This is a genomic window from Microbacterium sp. 22303, assembly GCF_052045265.1.
GTDB lineage: Bacteria > Actinomycetota > Actinomycetes > Actinomycetales > Microbacteriaceae > Microbacterium.
Map to the genome: position 1 here is coordinate 54,068 of NZ_JBQEOQ010000008.1, position 21,439 is coordinate 75,506.

Below are 21,439 nucleotides of genomic sequence, written 5' to 3' on the forward strand. Positions count from 1 at the left end.
GGCCCCGCGCTCACCGGCGTCGCGCGCACCGGTGCGCGCCCGTCGCCCGTGCAGAGGGCGGCCGAGAACCAGTCCGGGTAGCGTGAGAGCGTGCCCTCCCTCTCTCCCGCCGTCGCCGAGATTCGCCGTGCCGTGCGTGCCGCGCTGGCCGCGCTGCCCGAACGGCCCAACACCGTGATCGTGGCGCTCTCCGGGGGCGCCGACTCCCTGGCGCTCGCCGCGGCGACCGCGTTCGAGGCGCGCGCCGCGGAGATCGGCGTGCGGAGCGTGACGGTCGATCACGGTCTGCAGGACGGATCCGACCGCGTCGCGGCCGAGGCGGCGGCGAAGGCGGCGGCGCTCGGCATCGAGGCGCTGGTGGAGCGCGTCGTCGTGGCGGAGGCGGGGGAGGGGCCGGAGGCCGACGCGCGGACCGCTCGTTACGCCGCGCTGCGCCGGATCGCGCAGCGCGAGGAGGGGCCCGTGCTGCTCGGGCACACGCTCGACGACCAGGCGGAGACGGTGCTGCTCGGCCTGGCGAGGGGATCCGGCGCCGGCAGTCTGCAGGGCATGGCTCCCGTACGCGTCGATGAGGACGACACCACGTGGATCCGCCCGCTGCTCGCCGTGCGCCGTGAGACGACGCGGACCGCCTGCGCAGCGGAGGGGCTCGAGCCCTGGGATGATCCGCACAACGCCGACCCCCGCTATCTGCGCGTGCGGGCCCGCGAACGCGTACTGCCGGTGCTCGAAGCCGAGCTGGGGCCGGGCATCGCCGAGGCGCTCGCCCGCACCGCCGAACAACTGCGTGAGGACGCGGAGGCGTTCGACGAGATGATCCACGAGACCATCGAGGACATCGTGGAGCACGCTGAAGCAGGGATCTCCGTCAGCGCCACGGCCCTCGCCGCGAACCCGGCGGCGCTGCGCAACCGCGTGATCCGCCTCGTCGTGCAGAGCGAGTTCGGTGTCGGCCTGACCCGCACGCAGACCGTCGAGGTCGCGCGCCTGGTGACCGACTGGTCGGGCCAGGGTCCGCTCGACCTGCCCGGTTGCACGGTCGCCCGTGTCGGCGGCCGCATCGTGTTCGCCGCCCGCTAGCGCCGGGGACGACGGAACGCGACGCCCGAAGGACGCCGCGTTCCATGGAACGGTCTTGCCGTCGCGTTACTTCTTGCCGCCGAGAAGGCCGCCGATCAGGCCGCCGATGTCGATGCCGCCCGCGCCGCCGGCCGAGGAACCCTGACCGCCGCCGAACAGGCCGCCGAGGCCGCCGAGGATGCTGCCGAGCCCGCCGCCACCGGCGGAGGAGCCCTGCTGCTGGCCGCCGCCGAGCAGGCCGCCCAGGATGTCGCCGAGACCACCGCCGCTGCCGCCCGCCGAGGAGCCCTTCTGGCTGTTCGCGATGAGCCCCATCACGATCGGGGCGAGGATCGGGAGCAGCTTGCCGAAGTCGATGCCGGCCGTCTTCTGATCGTTCGTCAGGGTCTGCGCGACCTGGTCGGCGTTGTCGCCGAAAACGTGCGAGACGATCTTCTGACCGTCGGCCTCGTCGATGTCGTCCACCGATGCCGCGCCGGAGAAGCCGTCGTGCTTGGCGAGGGCCGCTTCGATCGCGGAGGAGCCTTCCGGGGTCTCGGCGTTCTTGGCAAGGCCTCCGAGCAGAGCGGCGCCGCCTTCTTGCACCGCCTGCCGCGCGACGTCCTCGCTGACGCCGAGCTTCTGCGCGATGTCGCCGATCGGCACCTGGTTGAGGATCTCGTCGATGTCCATGGGACTCCTTCCGTCCGCGACGGGGGCTCGGTTCCCCCAAGCGCAACCCCGCCTCTCCGCTCACAGTAGCGGGCGCGGCACTCCTGCGGGAGAACGGATCCGGTCCCGTAAAATCGATGCATGCGCGCTGCGGACATCCCCGACGACCTGACCGACATCCTCGTCACAGAGGAGGAGATCCGCGCCAAGCTCGATGAGCTCGCGGCGCGAGTCGCCGAAGACTACGCGGGCAAGGATCTGCTGCTGATCGGAGTGCTCAAGGGCGCCGTCATGGTCATGGCCGACTTCGCCCGGGCGCTGCCGTTCTCGGCGCCGATGGACTGGATGGCGGTGTCGAGCTACGGTGCGAGCACGCGCTCGAGCGGTGTCGTGCAGATCCGCAAGGACCTCGACACCGACCTGCACGGCAAGCACGTGCTCATCGTCGAGGACGTCATCGACTCCGGCCTGACCCTGAGCTGGCTGCTGGAGAACTTCGCCTCCCGCGGCGCCGCGTCGATCGAGGTGCTCGCGCTGCTGCGCAAGCCCGAGGCGGCCAAGGTCGTGATCGACTGCAAGTACGTCGGCTTCGACATCCCGCCGGAGTTCGTGGTCGGCTACGGCCTCGACTACGCCGAGCGCTACCGCAACCTGCGCGACGTCGCGGTGCTGGCGCCGCACGTGTACGCGTAAGGTCCTGCCGGTCGCTGAGCCCGTCGAAGCGCCCTCTCGCGGGATATCCCTTCGACAGGGTCAGGGACCGAGCGGCAGGTACGCCGTGGGCGAATCCCCAGGAGGGCCTCAAGTCTCTCGCGCTACGCTGATCCGATCATGGATGTCAAGAAGATCACGCGCAGTTGGCTGACCTATGTGGTGCTGATCGGCCTGTTCCTGGTCGGCGGTTTTCTGCTGATCAGCAACCTCGGATCCTCCTCGCAGGTCTCGACCCAGGAGGGTCTCGACCTGCTGAAGAAGGGAAGCGTCACGAAGGTCGTCAACACCGACGGCGACCAGCGCGTGGACATGACGCTGTCCGAGGAGTACAAGGGCTCCAAGACGGTGCAGTTCTACTACGTGCAGGCCCGCGCTGCCGACGTGGTGAAGGCGATCGACGACGCCGCGCCCAAGGACGGCTACAACGACGCGGTGCCGAAGGCGAGCTGGTTCGACGGCTTCCTGTCGATTCTGATCCCCATGGTGCTGCTCGGCCTGCTCTTCTGGTGGCTGCTGTCCAGCGCCCAGGGCGGCAACAGCAAGATCATGCAGTTCGGCAAGTCCCGCGCGAAGCTCGTGAGCAAGGAGAACCCGACCGTCACGTTCGCCGACGTGGCGGGTGCGGACGAGGCCATCGAGGAGCTTCACGAGATCAAGGAGTTCCTGCAGGATCCGGGCAAGTTCCAGGCCATCGGCGCGCGGATCCCGAAGGGCGTGCTGCTGTACGGCCCTCCCGGAACAGGCAAGACCCTGCTCGCCCGCGCCGTCGCCGGTGAGGCCGGCGCCCCGTTCTACTCGATCTCCGGATCCGACTTCGTCGAGATGTTCGTCGGCGTCGGCGCCTCCCGCGTGCGTGACCTGTTCACGCAGGCCAAGGAGAACGCCCCCGCGATCATCTTCATCGACGAGATCGACGCCGTCGGCCGGCACCGTGGTGCGGGCCTCGGTGGCGGCAACGACGAGCGCGAGCAGACGCTGAACCAGATGCTCGTCGAGATGGACGGCTTCGACCCGAACGCGAACGTCATCGTGATCGCGGCGACGAACCGCCCCGACATCCTCGACCCCGCGCTGCTTCGCCCCGGCCGCTTCGACCGGCAGATCGGCGTGGACGCGCCCGACCTCAAGGGCCGCCAGCACATCCTCGAGGTGCACGCGAAGGGCAAACCGCTCGCGAACGGCGTCGACCTCGAGGTCGTCGCCCGCAAGACGCCTGGCTTCACCGGCGCCGACCTGGCGAACGTGCTGAACGAGGCCGCGCTGCTGACGGCGCGCTCGAACGCGCAGCTGATCGACAACCGCGCTCTCGACGAGGCCATCGACCGCGTCATCGCCGGCCCGCAGCGCCGCACCCGCGTGATGAAGGACAAGGAGAAGCTCATCACGGCTTACCACGAGGGCGGCCACGCGCTCGCGGCGGCGGCGATGAACTACACCGACCCGGTCACCAAGATCACGATCCTGCCGCGCGGAAAGGCCCTCGGCTACACGATGGTGCTGCCGTTGGACGACAAGTACTCGGTGACCCGCAACGAGCTGCAGGACCAGCTCACCTACGCGATGGGCGGCCGCGTCGCCGAGGAGATCGTGTTCCACGACCCGACCACGGGCGCGTCGAACGACATCGAGAAGGCCACGTCCATCGCCCGCAAGATGGTGCTGGAGTACGGCATGACCACCGACCTCGGTCCGGTCAAGCTCGGCACCGAGGGCGGCGAGCCGTTCGCCGGCCGCGACATGGGCCGAGGGCGCGAATACTCCGAGACGATCGCCGAGCGGGTGGACACGCAGGTGCGCGCGCTCATCGAGCAGGCGCACAACGAGGCGTACGAGGTGATCAGCGCCAACCGCGACATCCTCGACAAGCTCGCCCGCGAGCTGCTCGAGAAGGAGACCCTGGATCACAACCAGATCGCGGAGATCTTCACCGAGATCCGCAAGCTCCCCGAGCGTCCGCAGTGGCTGTCCAGCGAGGACCGTCCGGTGTCGCTGCTGCCCCCGATCGAGATGCCGCAGCGCGGTGTCGAGGTCGGTACGGCGGCGACCGAGGCGGCGCAGCCGTCGACGGAGCGCCGGCCGGGCACCGCGGGCGGCGGGAAGCCGCGCCCCGCGACGGCCTGAGCGATGGCCGTCGATCGGGATCGCGTCGCGAGCCTGACCCGTGAGCTGCTGCTCGCGATCGGTGAGGATCCGGAGCGCCCTGGGCTGAAGCAGACCCCGGCGCGGATGGCTGACCTCTACGTCGAGTTCTTCGCCGGACTCGGTGAGGATCCGGGGGCTCCCCTCGCACACACGATCAGCGTCTCGCACGGCCCCGCCCCCGACACGCTGCCGTCGGGCGCCGTGCTGCTGCGCGGGATCCGGTTCCGTTCGGTGTGCGAGCATCATCTGCTCCCGTTCGCCGGGCACGCGCACATCGCGTACCTGCCGGGCGAGCACGTGGTGGGGCTCGGCGCCCTCGTGAAGGTGGTCGAGATCCTCGCGTCGCGTCCGCAGGTGCAGGAGCGGCTCGGCGAGCAGGTCGCGGATGCGATCGCCTCCCACCTCGATGCGCAGGGTGTGCTCGTGGTGATGGACGCGGTGCACGGCTGCGTCACCATGCGCGGTGGACGTCAGACCGAGGCGTCGACCCTCACGATCGCGGCCCGCGGTGTGTACACGGATCCGGTCGCGCGCGCCGAATTGATCGCGCTGATCGGCTCTTCGACGGCCTCAGGGCTCGGCGGCGCATGACCGCGATCTGGGGGATCGTCAACACCACCCCCGACTCGTTCAGCGACGGCGGGCGCTATGCCGATCCCGACCGTGCGGTCGGGCACGGCGTGCTGCTGCGCGCGCAGGGGGCCGACGTGCTCGACATCGGTGGGGAGTCCACCCGGCCCGGTGCGGTGCGGGTGTCCGTCGCCGAGGAGCAGCGCCGCGTGCTGCCGGTCGTCGAGCGCCTCGCCGCGGAGGGGATCCCGGTGAGCGTGGACACCCTGAACGCCGCCACCGCGGTCGCGGCGGTGCGCGCGGGAGCACGCATCGTCAACGACGTTTCGGGTGGACTCGCGGATCCGGAGATGCTCGCGGCCGTCGCCGAAACGGGCGCCGACATCGCGCTGGGGCACTGGCGCGGTCCCTCGTCGGACATGTACGCACGCGCCGAGTACTCCCGGGTGGGACGCGAGGTGGCGACCGAGTTGCGCGAGCGCGTCGAGGCGGCGGCATCTGCGGGCATCGCGCCCTCGCGGATCATCGTGGACCCCGGGGTGGGCTTCGCGAAGACCGCCGGCCAGAACTGGGAGCTGTTGCGCGAGCTTGCCGACGTCGTCGCGCTCGGGCCGCGCGTGCTCGTGGGCACCTCGCGCAAGCGTTTCCTCGCCGACGCGCTGGGCGCTGACGCCGAAGAGGCGCGCAAGGATCTCGCGACGGCCGTGACGAGTGTGCTCGCGGCGCGCGCCGGGGCCTGGGCCGTGCGGGTGCACGACGTCGCCGGGACGCGCGACGCGCTTGCCGTGCTCGGCGCCTGGGACGGCTGAGCGCCCGCGCTTCGCCTGCCGCGGACATCCGCGAGCCTTGTCGTCCCGCCGCCGTAGGCTGGGGGCATGGACTTCCTCGACACGATCACGCTGACCGGGTTGACCGTGTTCGGGCGGCACGGCGTGTTCGACCATGAGCGCGAGAACGGCCAGGACTTCATCGTCGACCTGAGTCTGCACCTGTCGGTGCGTCAGGCCGCGATCAGCGACGACGTCGCCGACACCGTGCATTACGGCGAGCTCGCCGAGCGGGTCGCTGCCGTCGTCGCAGGCGAGCCGGTCAACCTGCTGGAGACGCTCGCCACTCGCATCGCGGATGTGGTGATGGAGGACGAGCGGATCCACGGCGTCGAGGTCACCGTGCACAAGCCGCACGCGCCGATCCCGCTGACCTTCGCCGACGTGTCGGTGACGGTGCAGCGCGTGAGCCACGCGCAGCGCGAATGGAGCGAAGGATGACGCCGACGCACCCGATCCCGCCCGTCCCGCGCGGCCGCAGGCTCCCTGTCATCGATCCGCGCCCCGAGGAGGAGCCGGTCGAAGCCGTCGTCGCTCTCGGCTCCAACCTCGGCGACACCACCTCGACCATCGATGAGGCGGTGCGCGCGATCCGCCGGCTGCCCCTCGTGGACGACGTACGCGTCTCGAAGGTCTTCCGCACGGTCGCGGTGCGGCTGGAGGGACCGGATCCGGATGCTCCGGAGTTCGCGAACGCCGTCGCGATCGTCACCACTCGCCTCGCCCCGCAGGTGCTGCTCGGCATGCTGCACGCGATCGAGGAGGAGCACGGCCGCATCCGCGCCGAGCGCTGGGGCGACCGCACTCTCGACCTCGACCTGATCGCGTACGGCGACGTCCGCAGCGACGACGAGCACCTGCTGCTGCCGCACCCGCGCGCGTTCGAGCGCGCGTTCGTGCTGGCGCCGTGGCTCGACGTGGATCCTGATGCGGTGCTGCCGGGACGCGGGCGGGTCTCCGACCTGCTGGCTGCGCTCGAGGACGACTCATGAAGCGGATCTCCCCGGTGGTGCTGCTGGTGCTCGCGCTCGCCGGTGCGGCGGCCGGGTTCCTGCTCGACCACGCGCTGACCACCGCCGGCAGAGCCACCTTCGCCCCGGCCATCCTGCTGCCGATCTTCCTCGTGCTGCTGGCCATCGCCGTGCTCGCGCTGGCGTGGCCGATCCGGCGCAGCACACGGTCGGCGTCGCTGCCACGCGTCAACCCGTTCCACGCTGTGCGGATCGCGATGCTCGCGAGGGCCTCGAGCCTGGTCGGCGCAGGGATCACCGGCTTCGCCGTCGGCCTGGGGGCCTATCTGCTCTCGCGTCCGATCACCCCGCCGATAGGCTCGATCATCGCGACAGCCGTCGCCGCGCTCGTGCTCACGATCGCGGCGGTGATCGCGGAGAGCTTCTGCCTGCTGCCCGGAAACGGGCCCCACGACCCCGACGGCCACGACGGGCCGCGCCTGGAGGACGACGATGACGACCATCCCCGAACCGCCGCAGAACCCGGGCTCTGACGCCGCCGCGCCGCCGACGCGTGCACAGGCGCGCGCCCAGGCCGCCGCCGCGCCCATGGCGCAGCCCGGATCCGCTCCCGCACCGGCCGGGATCCCGGTGCCCGTGGACGCGGCACCCGCCGCTGCCCCGGTGCTCGACGACGACACCTATCCGGCCCTGCGCACGCCGACGGCCCGCGGCGCGCTCGCGCTGGACGGCGTATGGCACCAGATCTCGCCGAAATACGTGATCGCCGAGGTGCTGCTGCGCATCCTCCTGCTCGCGGTGATCGCGGTCGGCGCGTACGCCGCCACGACCCTGCTCGCTCAGCCCTGGCCGTGGGCCTGGACGGTGGCGGGCGTGATCGCTGTCGTGATCCTGTTCGAGCTCGTGATCCTGCCGCGGCAGGCGAGGGCGATCGGCTACATGCTGCGCGCCGACGACATCGTCTTCCGGCGAGGGATCCTGTGGCAGCGCATGATCGCGGTGCCGTACGGACGCATGCAGCTCGTCGACATCACCCGCGGGCCGGTCGACCGGGCGTTCGGGATCGCCAAGCTCAAGCTCGTCACGGCCGCCGCGACCACCGGCGTCGAGATCCCCGGCATGACCGAGGACGCGGCGGAGTCGCTGCGCGACACGCTCATCGACGTCGCCGAGATGCGCCGGACGGGCCTGTGAGCGCGCCCGAGCAGCCGCCGTACGGCTCGCCCCCCGCGCCGGGGCAGGTCGCTTCCTGGGGGAGCCCGCCCGCACAGGCGCCCGGCACGCCCTCGCTGGCCGATGGCGACTGGCACCGGATGCACCCGCTCACGCCGCTCATGAAGGGCGGCCTGGTACTGGTGATCGTGATCGGATACCTGATCGCGAACCTGCGCGAGAAGATCGTGTACTGGTTCATCTCGATGTTCACGCCGGCGCGGGTGCCCGAGTTCGGGGGCGACCCCGTCGATTGGGTGCTGAACAACAACCTGGTGCTGGTGGTGCTGCTGGGCGTGCTCGCCCTGGCGGTGCTGCTCGTGGCGATGTTCTGGCTGATGTGGCGCTTCCACGACTTCCGCATCACCGAGGCGCACGTCGAGGTGCGCAAGGGCGTGATCTTCCGCTCGCACCGCCGTGCGCCGCTGGACCGGGTGCAGGGCGTGAACCTCACCCGCCCGTTCCCCGCGCGCCTGATCGGGCTGGCCAAGCTCGAGGTCGACGGTGCGGGCAACGATGCGAACGTGCCGCTGGAGTACCTCTCCACGGCGAAGGCCGAGTCCGTGCGCGCCGACATCCTGCGCCTGGCCTCCGGGGCACGGCACGCCCGCGACGCGACGCGCGGAGGGGATCCGGCAGCTGCGCGCACGATGCGCGCGCAGCTCGCGGCGTCGATGGACGCCGGCGTCACCGGGCTGATCGCCGGCGTCGACCTCGATGACGTCGCACCGGAGCACGTGCTGCGGATCCCCACCGGGCGTCTCGTGGGTTCGCACGTGCTGTCCGGACTCACGTGGCTCGCACTGTTCGCGGTGATCTTCGTGGGCGGCATGATCGGCACCCTGCCCGCGGTGCTCGCCGATGCGGGGCCGGCCGGCGGCGCGGTCGCGATCGGCATCGCGCTGGCGATGGGCATCCCGCTGCTGCTCGGTGCCATCGCGGTGACCTGGAGCAGGATCGCGCGAGCGCTGCGTTACTCGATCGCCCCCACACCGGACGGCGTGCGCATCACGTTCGGCCTGTTCACGACGGTGACGGAGACCATCCCGCCCGGGCGCATCTTCGCCGTCGAGGTGATGCAGCCGTTGCTGTGGCGGCCGTTCGGCTGGTGGTCGGTGCGGATCAACCGGATGAGCGGCAAGGCCGCGTCCCAGCAGCAGTCCAGCCAGGCGCAGCAGTTCAACATCGTGCTGCCGGTGGGTGCCCGCGCGGATGTGGAGCGCGTGCTCGGGCTGATCCTGCCCGACGTCCCCGCCGACGTGCTGCCGCTGATCTGGGAGCAGGGCGTGCTCGGCCCCGTCGCCGACGACCCGTACACGACGATCCCGCCGCGCGCCTGGTGGCGGCGACCACTGTCCTGGCGCCGGCACGGCGCCGCCCTCACCGACTTCGCGCTGCTGCTGCGCCGCGGCCGGATCTGGCGGCAGCTGGCCGTGTTCCCGCTCGCACGGCTGCAGGGCTTCTCGCTGCACCAGGGCCCGATCGACCGGGCGCAGGGCGTCGCCAAGGCTCAGGCGCACTCCGCCGTCGGCCCTGTGCGGGGCGATGTCTCGGGGCTGGACAGCCAGGCGCTGCTCGGCATGCTGAACACGCTGTCGGTGGAGGCCGCGCGCGCGGCCGCCGCGGACCGGGCGCACCGCTGGGCCGAAGAGCACGACCCGGCGCCCGCAAGCCACGGTCTTCCCGCCGGATATGGCCCCGCCGGGGACGATCTCCCCGCCGGGCACGGCCTCCCCGCGGGGCTGAGCGGATCTGCCGGGTCGGGCGGATCCTCAAGCCTGGGCGGATCCGCGGACGGTGCCGCATGACGCGTGCGGGGCGCCTCGACGTCGGCATCATCGGCGCAGGACACGTGGGACCGGTGATCGGCGCCGCTCTGGGCGGCGCCGGCCACGCCCTCGTCGGCATCACGGCAGGATCCGACCCGGACCGCGCGACCGCGGTGCTGCCGGGCGTCGCGGTGATGGACGCCCCCGACCTCGTGCGCGCTTCGCAGCTCGTCGTGATCGCGGTGCCGCACGACCAGCTGCCCGGACTGGTCGCGGGCCTCGCCGAGGTGGGAGCCTGGCAACCGGGTCAGCTCGTGCTGCACACCGATCCCGCCTATGGCACGGATGTGCTGGAGCCTGCGGTGCGCACCGGCGCGATCCCGCTCGCCGTGCATCCGGCGATCTCGTTCACGGGCACCACGCTCGACCTGCGCCAGCTGCACGCCTCGTACGCCGCGGTGACGGCGCCGGCGATGGTGTTGCCGATCGCCCAGGCGCTCGCGGTCGAGCTCGGCTGCGAGCCGGTTGTCATCGAGGAAGCGGACCGGCCGGCCTACGCCGAGGCCATCTCGACGGCCTCGGAGTTCGCACGCTCGATCGTCGGGCAGGCGACCGGGATCCTGCGCGGGATCGGTGTGGAGAACCCGGGCGGGTACCTGTCCGCGCTCGTCTCCTCGACCTTCGACCGCGCCCTGCGCGAGGTCTCCACGGGCGATCCGCTCTGACGCTGTTCTGACGCTTTTCGGTCCCGGGAGGGCGGGCAAGCTTGGGGCCAGCCGCGCTGTGCCCGGCGGCCGCGAAGGCGCACGCCGGTAGACTTGGCGGCGACTTCCGAGGAGCCCCACCCATGACTGACGCGCCCGCGCCGACCCCCGACAGCAGCGACCCCTCGGGGGACCCCGCAGCTGAGGACACCTTCGAGCAGCGGGCGGTGCGCCTCGCCAAGCGCGAGCGGCTGATCGCCGACCGTGCGGACGCCGCGGGCGGCGCGTTCCCGGTGGCTGTGCCGGTCTCGCACACGATCCCGCAGCTGCGCGCCGAATACGGCGAGCTCGAGCCGGGTGCGGAGACCGGAGTGCTCGTCGGTGTCGCCGGACGCGTGGTGTTCAGCCGCAACACCGGCAAGCTCTGCTTCGCCTCGCTGCAGGCGGGCGACGGATCCCGGATCCAGGCGATGATCTCGCTCGCCAACGTGGGGGAGGAGTCCCTCGCGCAGTGGAAGGAGCTCGTCGACCTCGGCGACCACGTGTTCGTGCACGGCGAGGTGATCTCCAGCCGCCGTGGCGAGTTGTCGATCATGGCCGACAGCTGGACGATCGCGTCCAAGGCGATCCTGCCGCTGCCCAACGCCTACGGCGAGCTCAGCGAGGAGGGCCGCGTGCGCAGCCGCTTCCTCGACCTGATCCTGCGCGACCAGGCCCGCAGCACCGTGCGCGCCCGTGCCGCCGTGAACGCCAGCCTGCGCCAGACCTTCACGAGCCACGACTTTCTCGAGGTGGAGACCCCGATGCTGCAGGTGCAGCACGGCGGCGCCTCGGCGCGTCCGTTCATCACGCACTCGAACGCGTTCGACACCGAGCTCTACCTGCGCATCGCGCCGGAGCTCTACCTCAAGCGCGCGGTCGTCGGCGGCATCGAGCGCGTCTACGAGATCAACCGCAACTTCCGCAACGAGGGCGCCGACTCCACGCACAGCCCCGAGTTCGCCATGCTCGAGGCCTACCAGGCCTACTCCGACTACAACGGGATCGCCGACCTCACCCAGGAGCTGATCCAGAACGCGGCGATCGCGGTGGCCGGATCCACCCTGGTCACCTGGGCTGACGGCACCGAGTACGACCTCGGTGGGCAGTGGGCGCGCATCTCGATGTACGACTCCCTGTCCGAGGCGGCGGGGCGCACCTTCACCCCGTCCGACCCGGTCTCCGACCTCATCGCGTTCGCCGAGGCGAACGGGGTCGACATCCCGCCGCACGCCACCCACGGCAAGCTCATCGAGGAGCTGTGGGAGCACTTCGTCAAGAGCGGTCTGGAGCGGCCGACGTTCGTCATGGACTTCCCCGTCGACACCTCCCCGCTCGTGCGCGAGCACCGCTCGATTCCGGGTGTCGTGGAGAAGTGGGACCTCTACGTGCGCGGCTTCGAGCTCGCCACCGGGTACTCCGAGCTCGTCGACCCCGTCATTCAGCGCGAGCGCTTCGTCGAGCAGGCGAAGCTCGCCGCGGGCGGCGACCTCGAGGCGATGCGCGTGGACGACGAATTCCTGCGCGCGCTCGAGCACGGCATGCCGCCGACCGGTGGAATGGGCATGGGCATCGACCGCCTGCTCATGGCCGTGACGGGCCTGGGCATCCGCGAGACGATCCTGTTCCCGCTGGTGAAGTAGCCGCGACGAGCCTGGCGAAGCAGCCGTCCGCCGCAGGGTGGATCTCGCGGGGCCGATCCCGCGGGCATCATGCTGCGGCGGCGCGGAAGGACCAGTCCGGCAGCATGCCGGCGTCGACCACCGTGCGCAGCAGCTGCGCGAAGGTGAGCTCGGGGTCCATGGCCTGCGCCTGATCGAGGTACTGCGCGGCGTGCGTCGAGCGGCCGATCGCCCACGACAACCACGCGGCGGCCGCGAGCGGGCCGCCCCGCACCAGGCGTGGGGCGAGCGTGATCGTGCGGCGGACCAGGGCCAGAGCCACGCCCAGCCGATCGCAATCCGGACGCCGGCCGTGCCCGATCAGGATGCCGGCGATATCCGGCGGCACGGCGGATCCGCTCAGGCCGTGGCCCAGCTGCGCGGCCAGCGCCTGGTCGCCGCGGTCGATGCTGCTGGCCCACTGCACGAGTGCGACATCCCGCAGTGCCGGACGGTTCAGGATCCACACGAGCGCGGCCGTCGCGAACGGCGACAGCGCCTCGGGTGAATCCAGCACCTCCTCCAGGAACGACGGCAGATCGTCCAGCAGCAGCGCCGTCTCCATGGCCCTCGGATCCGTTCGCTCCACGGCTGCCGGCGGTGTGCGCCCGGGGGTGGCGGAGCCGAGCACGCGTTCGAGGGCGAGGAGCGCGCGGCCGACGGATTCCGCCGCGAACAGTCCGGGGGACGGCAGCTCGGTGCCGCTGAACTGATCCGGGGCGGGCCCGGCGAAGCCCGGCACCGAGGGCGGGGGCGGCACGTCCGCCAACGGATGCGGCGCGGCCTGCGGGTCGCGGTAGTCCGCCCAGGATCCGGGCCCGACGAACAGCGCCTCGACCACGTGCAGACCGCACGCCTCGGCGCGACGGACCAGTTCCTCCACGAGCGACGCGGCGGGCAGCTCTGTGTCAGAGAGCGATGCGTCGGCGCCGGACGCAGCCACGGACGCAAGCCCCGCGCCGGGCGCCGTTCGCGGCCTGGGAGCCGTCTCGTCGGCGTACACCGTGATCGCAAGCGCATCCGTGTCGGGGACGCGGCAGGCCAGTCCGATCGCCGTCGCGGCGAACTCCTCCGCGGTGGGGGCGGGCGTCGAGGCAGCGGGTTCTGTGCCGCGGTGAGCCCGAGCCGACGAGGGCGACGGCTGCCCGGTGGGAGGAGCGGATCCGACGGACCCCGCCGGCAGGTCGAAGCGGAGCGCGCCGGCGGTGCGCGATCCGCGGAAGGGCAGCAGCACCACGGAGTCGCGCGGAGTGAAGCCGGTGAGCACGGGGATGGCGGCGAGCAGCTCGGCGGCGCCCGCGGCATGGACGATCGTTGTCATGGATCCACGATGGGCATCCGGCCGGACCCGGCTCCGCGTCAGGAACGGAACAGGGGAACAGGATCCACTCGGGTCTGATTGTGCGGACTGATCGAGTGCTCCTGAGGGCACCAGCGGAAACGAGGGCGGGGAGTTCGGGTCGGCCTGCGCGGCCGGCGTTCACCCCTTGTCGAACTCGACGAGGGGTGAACGCCGTCTCCGCGAGCCTCCACGGTTCCTTCGGGATCGTCATGGCGCAGCGGCCCCTATGCAGGCCGGGACCACCGCCGTTCAGATCGCGGCGCGCAAGCCGTCGACGAGGGGGGTCGTGGGGCGTCCGATGAGGCGCGCGAGGGTACCGTCGGTCTCCGCGAGCGCGCCGGCACGGATACCCGCGTCGAGCGTGGTCACGAACCAGATCGTCCCGGAGTCCAGTCCTGCGGCCTCCAGCGCGGCCGCGTGCTCCTCGGTGCTCAGCGGCGTGTACCGGACCTCGCGGCCGGTGATCTCGGTCGCCGCGGCGGCGAGGTCGTCGAAGTTCCAGGCGATGTCGCCGGCCAGTTCGTAGACCTGGCCGAGGTGGCCGTCCTCGGTGAGCACCACGGCGGCCGCTTCCGCGAAGTCGGCGCGGCTGGCAGAGGCGATCCGGCCGTCGCCGACGCTGGCGGCGATGACGCCGGTGTCCTTCGCCCGCGCGACGTCTGCGGCGTAGTTCTCGGTGTACCAGTTGTTGCGGAGGATCACGGCGGGGAGTCCGGAGGCCGCGATCGCCTCCTCGGTGGCCTTGTGCTCCGGGGCGAGCACAAGATCGCTGGTCGTCGCCTTCGGGGCGCTCGTGTAGACGAGCTTCGCGACGCCCGCGTTCTTCGCTGCGTCGATCACGGCCTGGTGCTGCGGGGCGCGCTTGCCCACCTCGCTGCCCGAGACGAGCATCACGGCATCCGCACCGTCCGCCGCCGCCGCGACGGTCTCCGGCGCGTCGTAGTCGAGAGCGACGACCTGCACGCCCCGCGCCGCGAGGTCGGATGCCTTGGCGATGTCGCGCGCGCCTGCTCGGATGCTCGACGCGTCGACGCCGCGGGCGAGGAGGCTGTCGATGATGAGGCGGCCGAGGTGGCCGGTGGCACCGGTGACGAGGATGGTCATGGCGTTCCTTTCCTAGAGGGTTCGCACGTCGCAACGCATCCCGGAACGGACACCTTCCCGAAGATCGGTACCCACTTTGAGGTAAGGTACCCACATGGTCGTTAGTTTTGCGCAGATCCGGTCATCCCAGGATCGGCTTTTCGAGGAGGGATGCCAGACGCGCGTCGTTCTGGACCACATCATGAGCAAGTGGGGCGTCCTGGTGCTCTCGGCGCTGTCGGACGACACCCTGCGCTGGGGCGAGTTGCGCCGTCGGGTCGACGGCATCAGCGAGAAGATGCTCGCGTCCACCCTGCGCACGCTCGCTTCGGACGGCCTCGTGCATCGGGAGTCGTTCCCCGCCGTCCCGCCCCACGTGGAGTACAGCCTGACCCCGCTCGGCCGCGACCTCATGGAGAGGATGCTCCCGCTCGTCGCCTGGGTCGCCGAGCACGCCGAGGAGATGGTGTAGCGCGCCGGGCACCCGACCGCCGGCGAGCACTCCTCGTGCCTCTCGGGCGGAACGGCGATGGCCGCTCCCAGCGGGCCCACCGGAGCCCCGGGTAGGATCGCAGCATGGACGAATTCTGGGTGGCCGCCGCGTGGTCGGTGATCCCCACGATCGTCGTCTGCGTCGTGTTCTGGTTCGTGCTCCGCGGGATCCTGCGCTTCGACCGCACCGAGCGGCAGACGCACGCGCGGATCGAGGCCGAGGAACGCGCCGCCCGCGGCCTGCCGCCGCGCTCCTCCTGAGCCGCGACTGAACTGCCACTGAGCCGCCTCCGGGCGTTGTCCGCTCCAGCCGCTACTGTGGGACGAAGTCGCCGATCGGCGACTCTTCCCGGGTCAGGAGTGGCGCATGGACCCCAACGTGTGGGCCCTGATCATCGCGGTTGCGGCTCTTCTGATCGACCTCACGATCCGCATCATCGCGATCATCGTCGTGCCGCGCAACCGCCGCCCCACGGCCGCGACGGCGTGGTTGCTGGCGATCTACTTCATCCCGTACATCGGGGTACTGCTGTTCCTGCTGATCGGGAATCCGCGGCTGCCCCGCGCGAGGCGCAAGAAGCAGGACCTCATCAACGAGACCATCGCCGAGGTCACGAAGGACCTGCATCTGGGGCGCTCCGATGCGGAGATGCCGGAGAGCCTCGCCTCCCTGGTGCGCATGAACCAGCGCCTCGGGGCCCTGCCGCTGTTCGGGGACAACGGCGCGCACCTGATCTCCGACTACCAGGCCTCGCTCGACGCCATGGCCGATGCGATCCGGGACGCGACCGAGTTCGTGCACGTCGAGTTCTACATCCTGCAGTCGGACGCCTCGACCGACAACTTCTTCCGCGCGATGGAGGAGACGGCCGCCCGCGGCGTGCCCGTGCGGGTGCTGCTGGATCACTGGGCGAACCGGTGGAAACCGCGTTACAAGCAGACCATCGCCCGGCTGGATGCGATGGGTGCCGACTGGCACCTGATGCTGCCGGTGCAGCCGCTCAAGGGACGCACGCAGCGCCCCGATCTGCGCAATCACCGCAAGCTCCTCGTCGTCGACAATGAGGTGGCGTTCCTCGGATCGCAGAACGTCACCGACTCGACCTACAACCTGCCCAAGAACATCAAGCGCGGTCTGCACTGGGTCGACCTGATGGTGCGCGTCGACGGTCCCGTGGTCGGAAGCGTGAACGCGGTCTTCCTGTCCGACTGGTACAGCGAGACCGACGACGTGCCGGACTCCGTCGCTTTCGCGCCGACGGAGAGCGGCAGCGGCGACCTGGACTGCCAGATCGTGCCCTCGGGCCCCGGCTTCGAGGCGGAGAACAACCTCCGGCTGTTCCTCGGCCTGCTGTACGCCGCTGAGCGCAAGATCATGATCGTGAGCCCCTACTTCGTGCCGGACGAGGCGCTGCTGCTCGCGGTCTCGACGGCGTGCGACCGCGGGCTCCAGGTCGAGCTGTTCGTCTCGGAGGAGGGTGACCAGGCGATCGTCTACCATGCGCAGCGCAGTTACTACGAGGCGCTGCTGCGTGCCGGCGTGCGGATCTGGATGTATCGCAAGCCATACATCCTGCACACCAAGAGCCTCACGATCGACGACGATGTCGCGGTCATCGGATCCAGCAACATGGACATGCGCTCGTTCGGTCTGAACCTCGAGATCTCGATGCTCGTGCGCGGCGAGGAGTTCGTGCGGGAGCTGCGCGAGGTCGAAGACCGCTACCGCTCGCTCAGCCGCGAGCTGACGCTCGAGGAGTGGATGCAGCAGCCGCTGCGATCCACGGTGCTGGACAACCTCGCTCGGCTCACCTCGTCGCTGCAGTAGCGTGCGGCGCGGGTGATCCCGGGACCGCCCGGGGCATGGTGGCCCGAATCCGCGCTGGATAACATGAGCGCATGAGGAACCGGACCGCTCTGGCCATTGCGGCGCTCGCCGCGTCCGCGACGATCGCCCTGGCGGGCTGCGCCCAGCTCGAGCCGGTGAGCCCACCCATCCCGACCGCCGATTCGACGGCATCGCCCGAGCCGTCCACGGATCCTGCGGCGGCCTGGCTGGACGGCGGGCGCGGGATCGGGCTCGTCACCTACGGGTCCTCCTCGCTCGCCTGCACCCCCGTCGCCGAGGACGTGAAGGCCGACGGGCAGACGGTCATGGTGACGCTCGCCGAACCGGATCCGAAGGCCGTGTGCACGGCCGACTTCGTGCCGCGGGCGACGTTCATCGGCGTGCCCGAAGGCATCGACGCGTCCAAGGACGTGACCCTGTCGTTCCAGGGCGGCGGCTTCCAGGGGCGGCTTCCCCTCGAGGGGAGCAGCGCGCTCAGCACCGGCGGCAGCGGCGACGGCAAACCCAGTGCCGGTTGGTTCTCCGACAATGGGATCATGCTCCTGACCTGGGGATCCTCGACGTGCCGGCCGGTCGTGACCGATCTGACCGAGAATCAGGACAAGACCGGGGCGACCGTGACGTTCCAGACCGACGCCACCCAGGTCTGCACCATGGACTTCGTGCCCCGGATCACGATGCTCGGCGTGAACGCGCCCGCCGATCCTGCCGGCTACACGTTGACGCTCAAGGGCGACCACCTGGACGGCACGGTCACCGTCATCGGCTGACGTCGGTCAGGCCGGGCTGATCACGTGCCCGGCCGGCACTGCCACCAGCAGCGCGCCCGGGTCGATCCGGCAATGGATCCGCACGGCCTCGCCGAACTCGTCGCCGTCCAGTTCGACGGGGGCGGGCTCGGTGGTGGCAGCATCCGCATCGCTGCCCTGGAGGTAGCGGATCGAGCCGCCGGATCCGGTGAGCTCGATCATGCGCCTCCCGGCCTTGCTGCGACGCAGCACCGAGTTCTGCCACCACACGGTGCGCCACACCGCCAGCCAGCCGAACGGACCGCGCGCCTGGATGACCGCGACGTCGAGGGTGCCGTCGGTGATCGAGGCGTCGGGGATGAGCGCGATGCCCGCGGGCAGCGCCCCGCAGTTCGCGAACAGCATGCTGTGCACCTTGACCGAGTGCAGCTTGAGGTCGTCCACCGCGTACATGATGCGGAACGGCTTCGCGCCGGGCAGGGAACGCGCGGCGCCGTCGACGTAGGCCACCCAGCCCACGGACTTCTTGAGGCCCGGACGGGTGTTCGCGATCATGTGCGCGTCCAGTCCGATGCCGGCGAGCACGACGAACCCGTGCCTCTGCACGTTCCCGTCCGCGCGGGTCAGTTCCGCCCAGCCGATGTCGACCGGATGGCGGTCGCCGTGGAACACCGCGTCGATCACTGTCGACGGCGTGTCCAGCGCCAGGCCCAGATTGCGGGCGAGGAGGTTGCCCGTGCCGCTGGGCACGATCGCCAGCGGAATCCCGGTGCCCGCCATCGTCTCGGACACGGCGCGGACGGTGCCGTCACCGCCGGCAACCAGCACGGCGGCGACCCCGTCGGCGAGGGCGATGCGGGTGGCCTCCTGGCCGGGATCCTGCACGGAAGTCTCGACGATGAGCGGGGCGTCCCAGCCCGCCTCGGCCGACAGCGTGCGCAGCAGTTCGACGAGCTTCGGCGCATCGGCCTTGACCGGGTTGACGACGAGTGCGGCGCGCGGGCGTCCGGCCTCGTCAGTCATGCGCTCAGCCTAGCCCGCGGCCTCCCGCGCTTCTCTCGATCGAGTCGTCCCCCTGAGCGCGACCTATAGCCCGTGCTCAGGGGGACGACTCGACGCAGAGAGAGGCCCGAAGACGACGCCCTAGACTTGTCAGGTGATCGACCTCGCCCTTCTCCGCGACGAGCCCGAGCTCGTCCGTCAATCCCAGGCCGCGCGCGGCAACGCGCCGGAGACCGTCGATGCGGCGATCGAGGCCGACCGATCACGCCGTGCGGCGCTCTCCGCGTTCGAGGAGCTGCGCGCCGAGCAGAACGCGTTCGGCAAGCAGGTCGCGAAGGCGCCGAAAGACGAGAAGGCCGCGCTCGTCGCGCAGGCGAAGGACCTCGCCGAGCGGGTGAAGCAGGCGCAGGCCGCGTCGAACGAGGCCGCGGAGGTCGCGGCGGAAGCGCTCGCCGCGATCGAGAACGTCGTCATCGACGGAGTCCCCGCCGGCGGCGAGGACGACTTCGTCGAGCTGCGCCGGGTCGGCGAGACCCCGACGTTCGACTTCGAGGCGCGCGACCACCTCGCCATCGGCGAGCTCCTCGGCGCGATCGACATGGAGCGCGGGGCGAAGGTCTCCGGCGCCCGGTTCTACTTCCTCACCGGCATCGGCGCGCGGCTCGAGATCGCGCTCATGAACCTCGCGCTGGACAAGGCTCTCGCCGCCGGATTCACCCCGATGATCGTGCCCACGCTGGTGCGCCCGGAGATCATGCAGGGGACCGGCTTCCTCGGCAAGCACGCCGACGAGGTCTACCACCTCGACAAGGACGACGACCTCTACCTCGTCGGCACCAGCGAGGTGGCCCTGGCCGGCTATCACTCCGGGGAGATCGTCGACCTGTCCCGCGGCGCCCTGCGCTACGCCGGCTGGTCCACCTGCTACCGCCGCGAGGCCGGTTCCTATGGCAAGGACACCCGCGGCATCATCCGCGTGCACCAGTTCAACAAGCTCGAGATGTTCGTCTACACGACCCCCGAGGACGCCGAGGCCGAGCACCTTCGCCTCGTCGCGCTGCAGGAGGAGATGCTCACGGCGCTCGGCCTGTCCTACCGGGTGATCGACGTGGCGGCAGGGGATCTCGGATCCAGTGCCGCGCGAAAGTACGACATCGAGGCGTGGGTGCCCACGCAGGGCGCATTCCGCGAGCTCACCTCCACGTCGAACTGCACCACGTATCAGGCGCGCCGCCTCGACATCCGGCACCGGCCGGACGCGGTGGAGGGCACGGCGAAGACCCAGCACGTGGCGACGCTGAACGGCACCCTGGCCACCACGCGCTGGATCGTCGCGATCCTCGAGACGCACCAGCAGGAGGACGGATCCGTGCGGGTGCCGGAGGTCCTGCGTCCCTATCTCGGCGGGCTCGAAGTGCTCCGCCCGCTCGGCGCCGCATCGGTCCCTGAGCCTGTCGAAGGCGCCGTGGAGGCCGAGGGCTCGAACGCATGACGAACGCCTGGCTCATCGCCCTCGACATCGACGGCACCATCCTGCTGCAGGACGAGACGATGAGCCCGGGCGTCCCCGACGCCGTGGCTCGCGCGCGCGACGCAGGCCACGAGGTCATGCTCGCGACCGGCCGCAGCTGGATGGGCACGCACCGCTTCCTCGACCAGCTCGAGATCCGCCCCGAGTTCGTGGTGTGCTCGAACGGTGCGGTCACCATGCGGCGCATCGGGTCGGCCGCGGAGGCCGCAGCAGGCCTCGCCGTAGACGGCTATGAGCGCTGGAACGTGGAGACCTTCGACCCCTCCGCCGTGCTCGCGCTGCTGCACGACCGTCTGCCCGACGCGCGGTACATGGTGGAGCTCGGATCCGGCCAGCGCCTATACACCGCCGAGCTCGACGACTGGACGCTCGACGGCGGGCGCCAGGTCTCCTTCGCCGAGCTGAGCGCCCAGGAGGTGTCGCGCGTGGTCGTGGTCTCGCCGGGCCACGACGAGGACGACTTCCACCGGCTCGTGCAGGACGCCGGGCTCAACGAGGTGTCGTACGCGATCGGCTGGACCGCGTGGCTCGACATCGCGCCCCGCGGCGTGGACAAGGGCACCGCTCTGGCTCGCGTGCGGGAGACGCTCGGCGGCGAGGGCGACCTCGTGATGGTCGCCGGAGATGGCCGCAACGACCTCGGCATGTTCGCCTGGGCGCGCGGTTTCGGAGGTCGCGCGGTGGCGATGGGGCAGGCGCCTGAGGAGGTCAAGGCCGCGGCCGGTGAGGTCACCGGCGACGTTGAGGACGGCGGACTCGCCACGGCCATCGAGCGGATCGTGCTCACCGTTCCCGCGGCCTCCTGATCCTCTTCTGCGCCGCCATCAGGCTTTCACTCAGCGGCCGCCCAGCCGCGTCCGGGCACAATGGAGAAGCGCTCGCAGGGCGCTACCCGGTTCTCCGTTAGACTCGACCCCTGTTCGGCGTGCGCATGCGCGCCGAGGAGAGTTGTCCGAGCGGCCGAAGGACCTGGTCTTGAAAACCAGTGGGCAGCAATGTCCCGTGGGTTCGAATCCCACACTCTCCGCTGAGTGAGCGCAGGGTGGCGCGG

Annotated in this window: 22 protein-coding genes and 1 tRNA gene; 19 read left to right on the forward strand and 4 right to left on the reverse strand. The window is 70.9% G+C overall.

Going from position 1 to position 21,439, the window contains the following annotated elements:
• The first annotated feature begins 90 nt into the window (after positions 1-90).
• Positions 91-1,080 carry a tRNA lysidine(34) synthetase TilS gene (tilS, locus tag ACTJI8_RS18945; RefSeq protein ID WP_440734990.1) on the forward strand — a complete coding sequence of 330 codons (990 nt, stop codon included), beginning with the start codon at positions 91-93 and terminating at the stop codon, positions 1,078-1,080.
• A gap of 66 nt (positions 1,081-1,146) precedes the next feature.
• Here tilS and ACTJI8_RS18950 read toward each other — a convergent pair whose 3' ends face one another.
• A complete protein-coding gene (locus tag ACTJI8_RS18950) occupies positions 1,147-1,752 on the reverse strand; it encodes a DUF937 domain-containing protein (protein ID WP_440734991.1) in 606 nt (201 codons plus the stop codon).
• A 120-nt stretch (positions 1,753-1,872) separates the two neighbouring features.
• Between ACTJI8_RS18950 and hpt the strand changes: the two genes are divergently transcribed.
• From hpt to lysS, 11 genes are all read left to right on the forward strand, one after another.
• Entirely contained in the window at positions 1,873-2,424 is a 552-nt protein-coding gene (gene hpt, locus ACTJI8_RS18955) for a hypoxanthine phosphoribosyltransferase (protein WP_440734992.1), read from the forward strand.
• A 138-nt stretch (positions 2,425-2,562) separates the two neighbouring features.
• A complete protein-coding gene (gene ftsH / locus ACTJI8_RS18960; RefSeq protein WP_440734993.1) occupies positions 2,563-4,566 on the forward strand; it encodes an ATP-dependent zinc metalloprotease FtsH in 2,004 nt (667 codons plus the stop codon).
• 3 nt (positions 4,567-4,569) lie between these two features.
• Positions 4,570-5,178 carry a GTP cyclohydrolase I gene (folE, locus tag ACTJI8_RS18965; protein ID WP_440734994.1) on the forward strand — a complete coding sequence of 203 codons (609 nt, stop codon included), beginning with the start codon at positions 4,570-4,572 and terminating at the stop codon, positions 5,176-5,178.
• Positions 5,175-5,966: a dihydropteroate synthase gene (folP, locus tag ACTJI8_RS18970; RefSeq protein WP_440734995.1), complete on the forward strand. Its 792-nt coding sequence runs from the start codon at positions 5,175-5,177 to the stop codon at positions 5,964-5,966. The genes folE and folP overlap by 4 nt, the downstream gene beginning before the upstream one ends.
• Positions 5,967-6,032: 66 nt before the next feature.
• A complete protein-coding gene (folB, locus tag ACTJI8_RS18975) occupies positions 6,033-6,425 on the forward strand; it encodes a dihydroneopterin aldolase (RefSeq protein WP_440734996.1) in 393 nt (130 codons plus the stop codon).
• Positions 6,422-6,976, forward strand: coding sequence for a 2-amino-4-hydroxy-6-hydroxymethyldihydropteridine diphosphokinase (gene folK / locus ACTJI8_RS18980; protein WP_440734997.1), 555 nt, complete (start codon positions 6,422-6,424; stop codon positions 6,974-6,976). The genes folB and folK overlap by 4 nt, the downstream gene beginning before the upstream one ends.
• Positions 6,973-7,488 carry a DUF3180 domain-containing protein gene (locus ACTJI8_RS18985; protein ID WP_440734998.1) on the forward strand — a complete coding sequence of 172 codons (516 nt, stop codon included), beginning with the start codon at positions 6,973-6,975 and terminating at the stop codon, positions 7,486-7,488. Before folK ends, ACTJI8_RS18985 begins: the two co-directional genes overlap by 4 nt.
• Before the next feature lie 55 nt (positions 7,489-7,543).
• Positions 7,544-8,149 (forward strand): PH domain-containing protein, encoded by a 606-nt coding sequence (locus ACTJI8_RS18990; protein WP_440735078.1) that lies wholly within the window; start codon positions 7,544-7,546, stop codon positions 8,147-8,149.
• A complete protein-coding gene (locus tag ACTJI8_RS18995; protein WP_440734999.1) occupies positions 8,146-9,975 on the forward strand; it encodes a PH domain-containing protein in 1,830 nt (609 codons plus the stop codon). The genes ACTJI8_RS18990 and ACTJI8_RS18995 overlap by 4 nt, the downstream gene beginning before the upstream one ends.
• The gene (locus ACTJI8_RS19000) at positions 9,972-10,661 is read left to right on the forward strand and encodes a DUF2520 domain-containing protein (protein ID WP_440735000.1); all 690 of its coding nucleotides are present in this window, start codon (positions 9,972-9,974) and stop codon (positions 10,659-10,661) included. The genes ACTJI8_RS18995 and ACTJI8_RS19000 overlap by 4 nt, the downstream gene beginning before the upstream one ends.
• A 122-nt stretch (positions 10,662-10,783) precedes the next feature.
• The gene (lysS, locus tag ACTJI8_RS19005; protein ID WP_440735001.1) at positions 10,784-12,322 is read left to right on the forward strand and encodes a lysine--tRNA ligase; all 1,539 of its coding nucleotides are present in this window, start codon (positions 10,784-10,786) and stop codon (positions 12,320-12,322) included.
• A gap of 67 nt (positions 12,323-12,389) precedes the next feature.
• Here the strand turns inward: lysS and ACTJI8_RS19010 are convergent, their stop codons facing one another.
• Together ACTJI8_RS19010 and ACTJI8_RS19015 are read right to left on the reverse strand one after the other, a co-directional pair.
• The gene (locus ACTJI8_RS19010) at positions 12,390-13,661 is read right to left on the reverse strand and encodes a DUF4192 family protein (protein ID WP_440735002.1); all 1,272 of its coding nucleotides are present in this window, start codon (positions 13,659-13,661) and stop codon (positions 12,390-12,392) included.
• Between the two features lie 270 nt (positions 13,662-13,931).
• Positions 13,932-14,786 (reverse strand): SDR family oxidoreductase, encoded by an 855-nt coding sequence (locus tag ACTJI8_RS19015; RefSeq protein WP_440735003.1) that lies wholly within the window; start codon positions 14,784-14,786, stop codon positions 13,932-13,934.
• A gap of 94 nt (positions 14,787-14,880) precedes the next feature.
• Between ACTJI8_RS19015 and ACTJI8_RS19020 the strand changes: the two genes are divergently transcribed.
• From ACTJI8_RS19020 to ACTJI8_RS19035, 4 genes are all read left to right on the forward strand, one after another.
• A complete protein-coding gene (locus tag ACTJI8_RS19020; protein ID WP_440735004.1) occupies positions 14,881-15,237 on the forward strand; it encodes a winged helix-turn-helix transcriptional regulator in 357 nt (118 codons plus the stop codon).
• A 104-nt stretch (positions 15,238-15,341) separates the two neighbouring features.
• Positions 15,342-15,518 carry a hypothetical protein gene (locus ACTJI8_RS19025; RefSeq protein ID WP_309336988.1) on the forward strand — a complete coding sequence of 59 codons (177 nt, stop codon included), beginning with the start codon at positions 15,342-15,344 and terminating at the stop codon, positions 15,516-15,518.
• Positions 15,519-15,624: 106 nt separating this feature from the next.
• The gene (gene cls, locus ACTJI8_RS19030; RefSeq protein WP_440735005.1) at positions 15,625-17,085 is read left to right on the forward strand and encodes a cardiolipin synthase; all 1,461 of its coding nucleotides are present in this window, start codon (positions 15,625-15,627) and stop codon (positions 17,083-17,085) included.
• 71 nt (positions 17,086-17,156) lie between these two features.
• On the forward strand, positions 17,157-17,876 hold the full coding sequence (locus tag ACTJI8_RS19035) for a hypothetical protein (protein ID WP_440735006.1): 720 nt from the start codon (positions 17,157-17,159) through the stop codon (positions 17,874-17,876).
• Between the two features lie 6 nt (positions 17,877-17,882).
• On the opposite strand, the gene ACTJI8_RS19040 is transcribed toward ACTJI8_RS19035, so the two are convergent.
• Positions 17,883-18,878, reverse strand: a complete 996-nt coding sequence (locus tag ACTJI8_RS19040; protein ID WP_440735007.1) for a diacylglycerol/lipid kinase family protein — start codon at positions 18,876-18,878, stop codon at positions 17,883-17,885.
• A 133-nt stretch (positions 18,879-19,011) separates the two neighbouring features.
• Here ACTJI8_RS19040 and serS point away from each other — a divergent pair, with 133 nt between their 5' ends.
• The 3 genes from serS (at position 19,012) to ACTJI8_RS19055 (ending at position 21,415) form a co-directional block, all read left to right on the forward strand.
• On the forward strand, positions 19,012-20,349 hold the full coding sequence (serS, locus tag ACTJI8_RS19045) for a serine--tRNA ligase (RefSeq protein ID WP_440735008.1): 1,338 nt from the start codon (positions 19,012-19,014) through the stop codon (positions 20,347-20,349).
• A complete protein-coding gene (locus ACTJI8_RS19050; RefSeq protein WP_440735009.1) occupies positions 20,346-21,194 on the forward strand; it encodes an HAD family hydrolase in 849 nt (282 codons plus the stop codon). Before serS ends, ACTJI8_RS19050 begins: the two co-directional genes overlap by 4 nt.
• A 136-nt stretch (positions 21,195-21,330) precedes the next feature.
• Positions 21,331-21,415: transfer RNA gene (locus ACTJI8_RS19055), tRNA-Ser, on the forward strand.
• Positions 21,416-21,439 lie beyond the last annotated feature (24 nt).

Coding starts and splice junctions, on each gene's coding strand:
- ACTJI8_RS19025 (WP_309336988.1), top strand. CDS start 15,342: ATGGACGAATTCTGGGTGGCCGCCGCGTGGTCGGTGATCCCCACGATC.
- ACTJI8_RS19020 (WP_440735004.1), top strand. CDS start 14,881: ATGGTCGTTAGTTTTGCGCAGATCCGGTCATCCCAGGATCGGCTTTTC.
- folE (WP_440734994.1), top strand. CDS start 4,570: ATGGCCGTCGATCGGGATCGCGTCGCGAGCCTGACCCGTGAGCTGCTG.
- folB (WP_440734996.1), top strand. CDS start 6,033: ATGGACTTCCTCGACACGATCACGCTGACCGGGTTGACCGTGTTCGGG.
- ACTJI8_RS18950 (WP_440734991.1), bottom strand. CDS start 1,752: ATGGACATCGACGAGATCCTCAACCAGGTGCCGATCGGCGACATCGCG.
- lysS (WP_440735001.1), top strand. CDS start 10,784: ATGACTGACGCGCCCGCGCCGACCCCCGACAGCAGCGACCCCTCGGGG.
- ACTJI8_RS19010 (WP_440735002.1), bottom strand. CDS start 13,661: ATGACAACGATCGTCCATGCCGCGGGCGCCGCCGAGCTGCTCGCCGCC.
- folP (WP_440734995.1), top strand. CDS start 5,175: ATGACCGCGATCTGGGGGATCGTCAACACCACCCCCGACTCGTTCAGC.
- ACTJI8_RS19050 (WP_440735009.1), top strand. CDS start 20,346: ATGACGAACGCCTGGCTCATCGCCCTCGACATCGACGGCACCATCCTG.
- ACTJI8_RS19015 (WP_440735003.1), bottom strand. CDS start 14,786: ATGACCATCCTCGTCACCGGTGCCACCGGCCACCTCGGCCGCCTCATC.
- ACTJI8_RS18990 (WP_440735078.1), top strand. CDS start 7,544: ATGGCGCAGCCCGGATCCGCTCCCGCACCGGCCGGGATCCCGGTGCCC.
- folK (WP_440734997.1), top strand. CDS start 6,422: ATGACGCCGACGCACCCGATCCCGCCCGTCCCGCGCGGCCGCAGGCTC.
- cls (WP_440735005.1), top strand. CDS start 15,625: ATGGACCCCAACGTGTGGGCCCTGATCATCGCGGTTGCGGCTCTTCTG.
- ACTJI8_RS19035 (WP_440735006.1), top strand. CDS start 17,157: ATGAGGAACCGGACCGCTCTGGCCATTGCGGCGCTCGCCGCGTCCGCG.
- ACTJI8_RS19000 (WP_440735000.1), top strand. CDS start 9,972: ATGACGCGTGCGGGGCGCCTCGACGTCGGCATCATCGGCGCAGGACAC.
- hpt (WP_440734992.1), top strand. CDS start 1,873: ATGCGCGCTGCGGACATCCCCGACGACCTGACCGACATCCTCGTCACA.
- ACTJI8_RS18985 (WP_440734998.1), top strand. CDS start 6,973: ATGAAGCGGATCTCCCCGGTGGTGCTGCTGGTGCTCGCGCTCGCCGGT.
- ACTJI8_RS19040 (WP_440735007.1), bottom strand. CDS start 18,878: ATGACTGACGAGGCCGGACGCCCGCGCGCCGCACTCGTCGTCAACCCG.
- ftsH (WP_440734993.1), top strand. CDS start 2,563: ATGGATGTCAAGAAGATCACGCGCAGTTGGCTGACCTATGTGGTGCTG.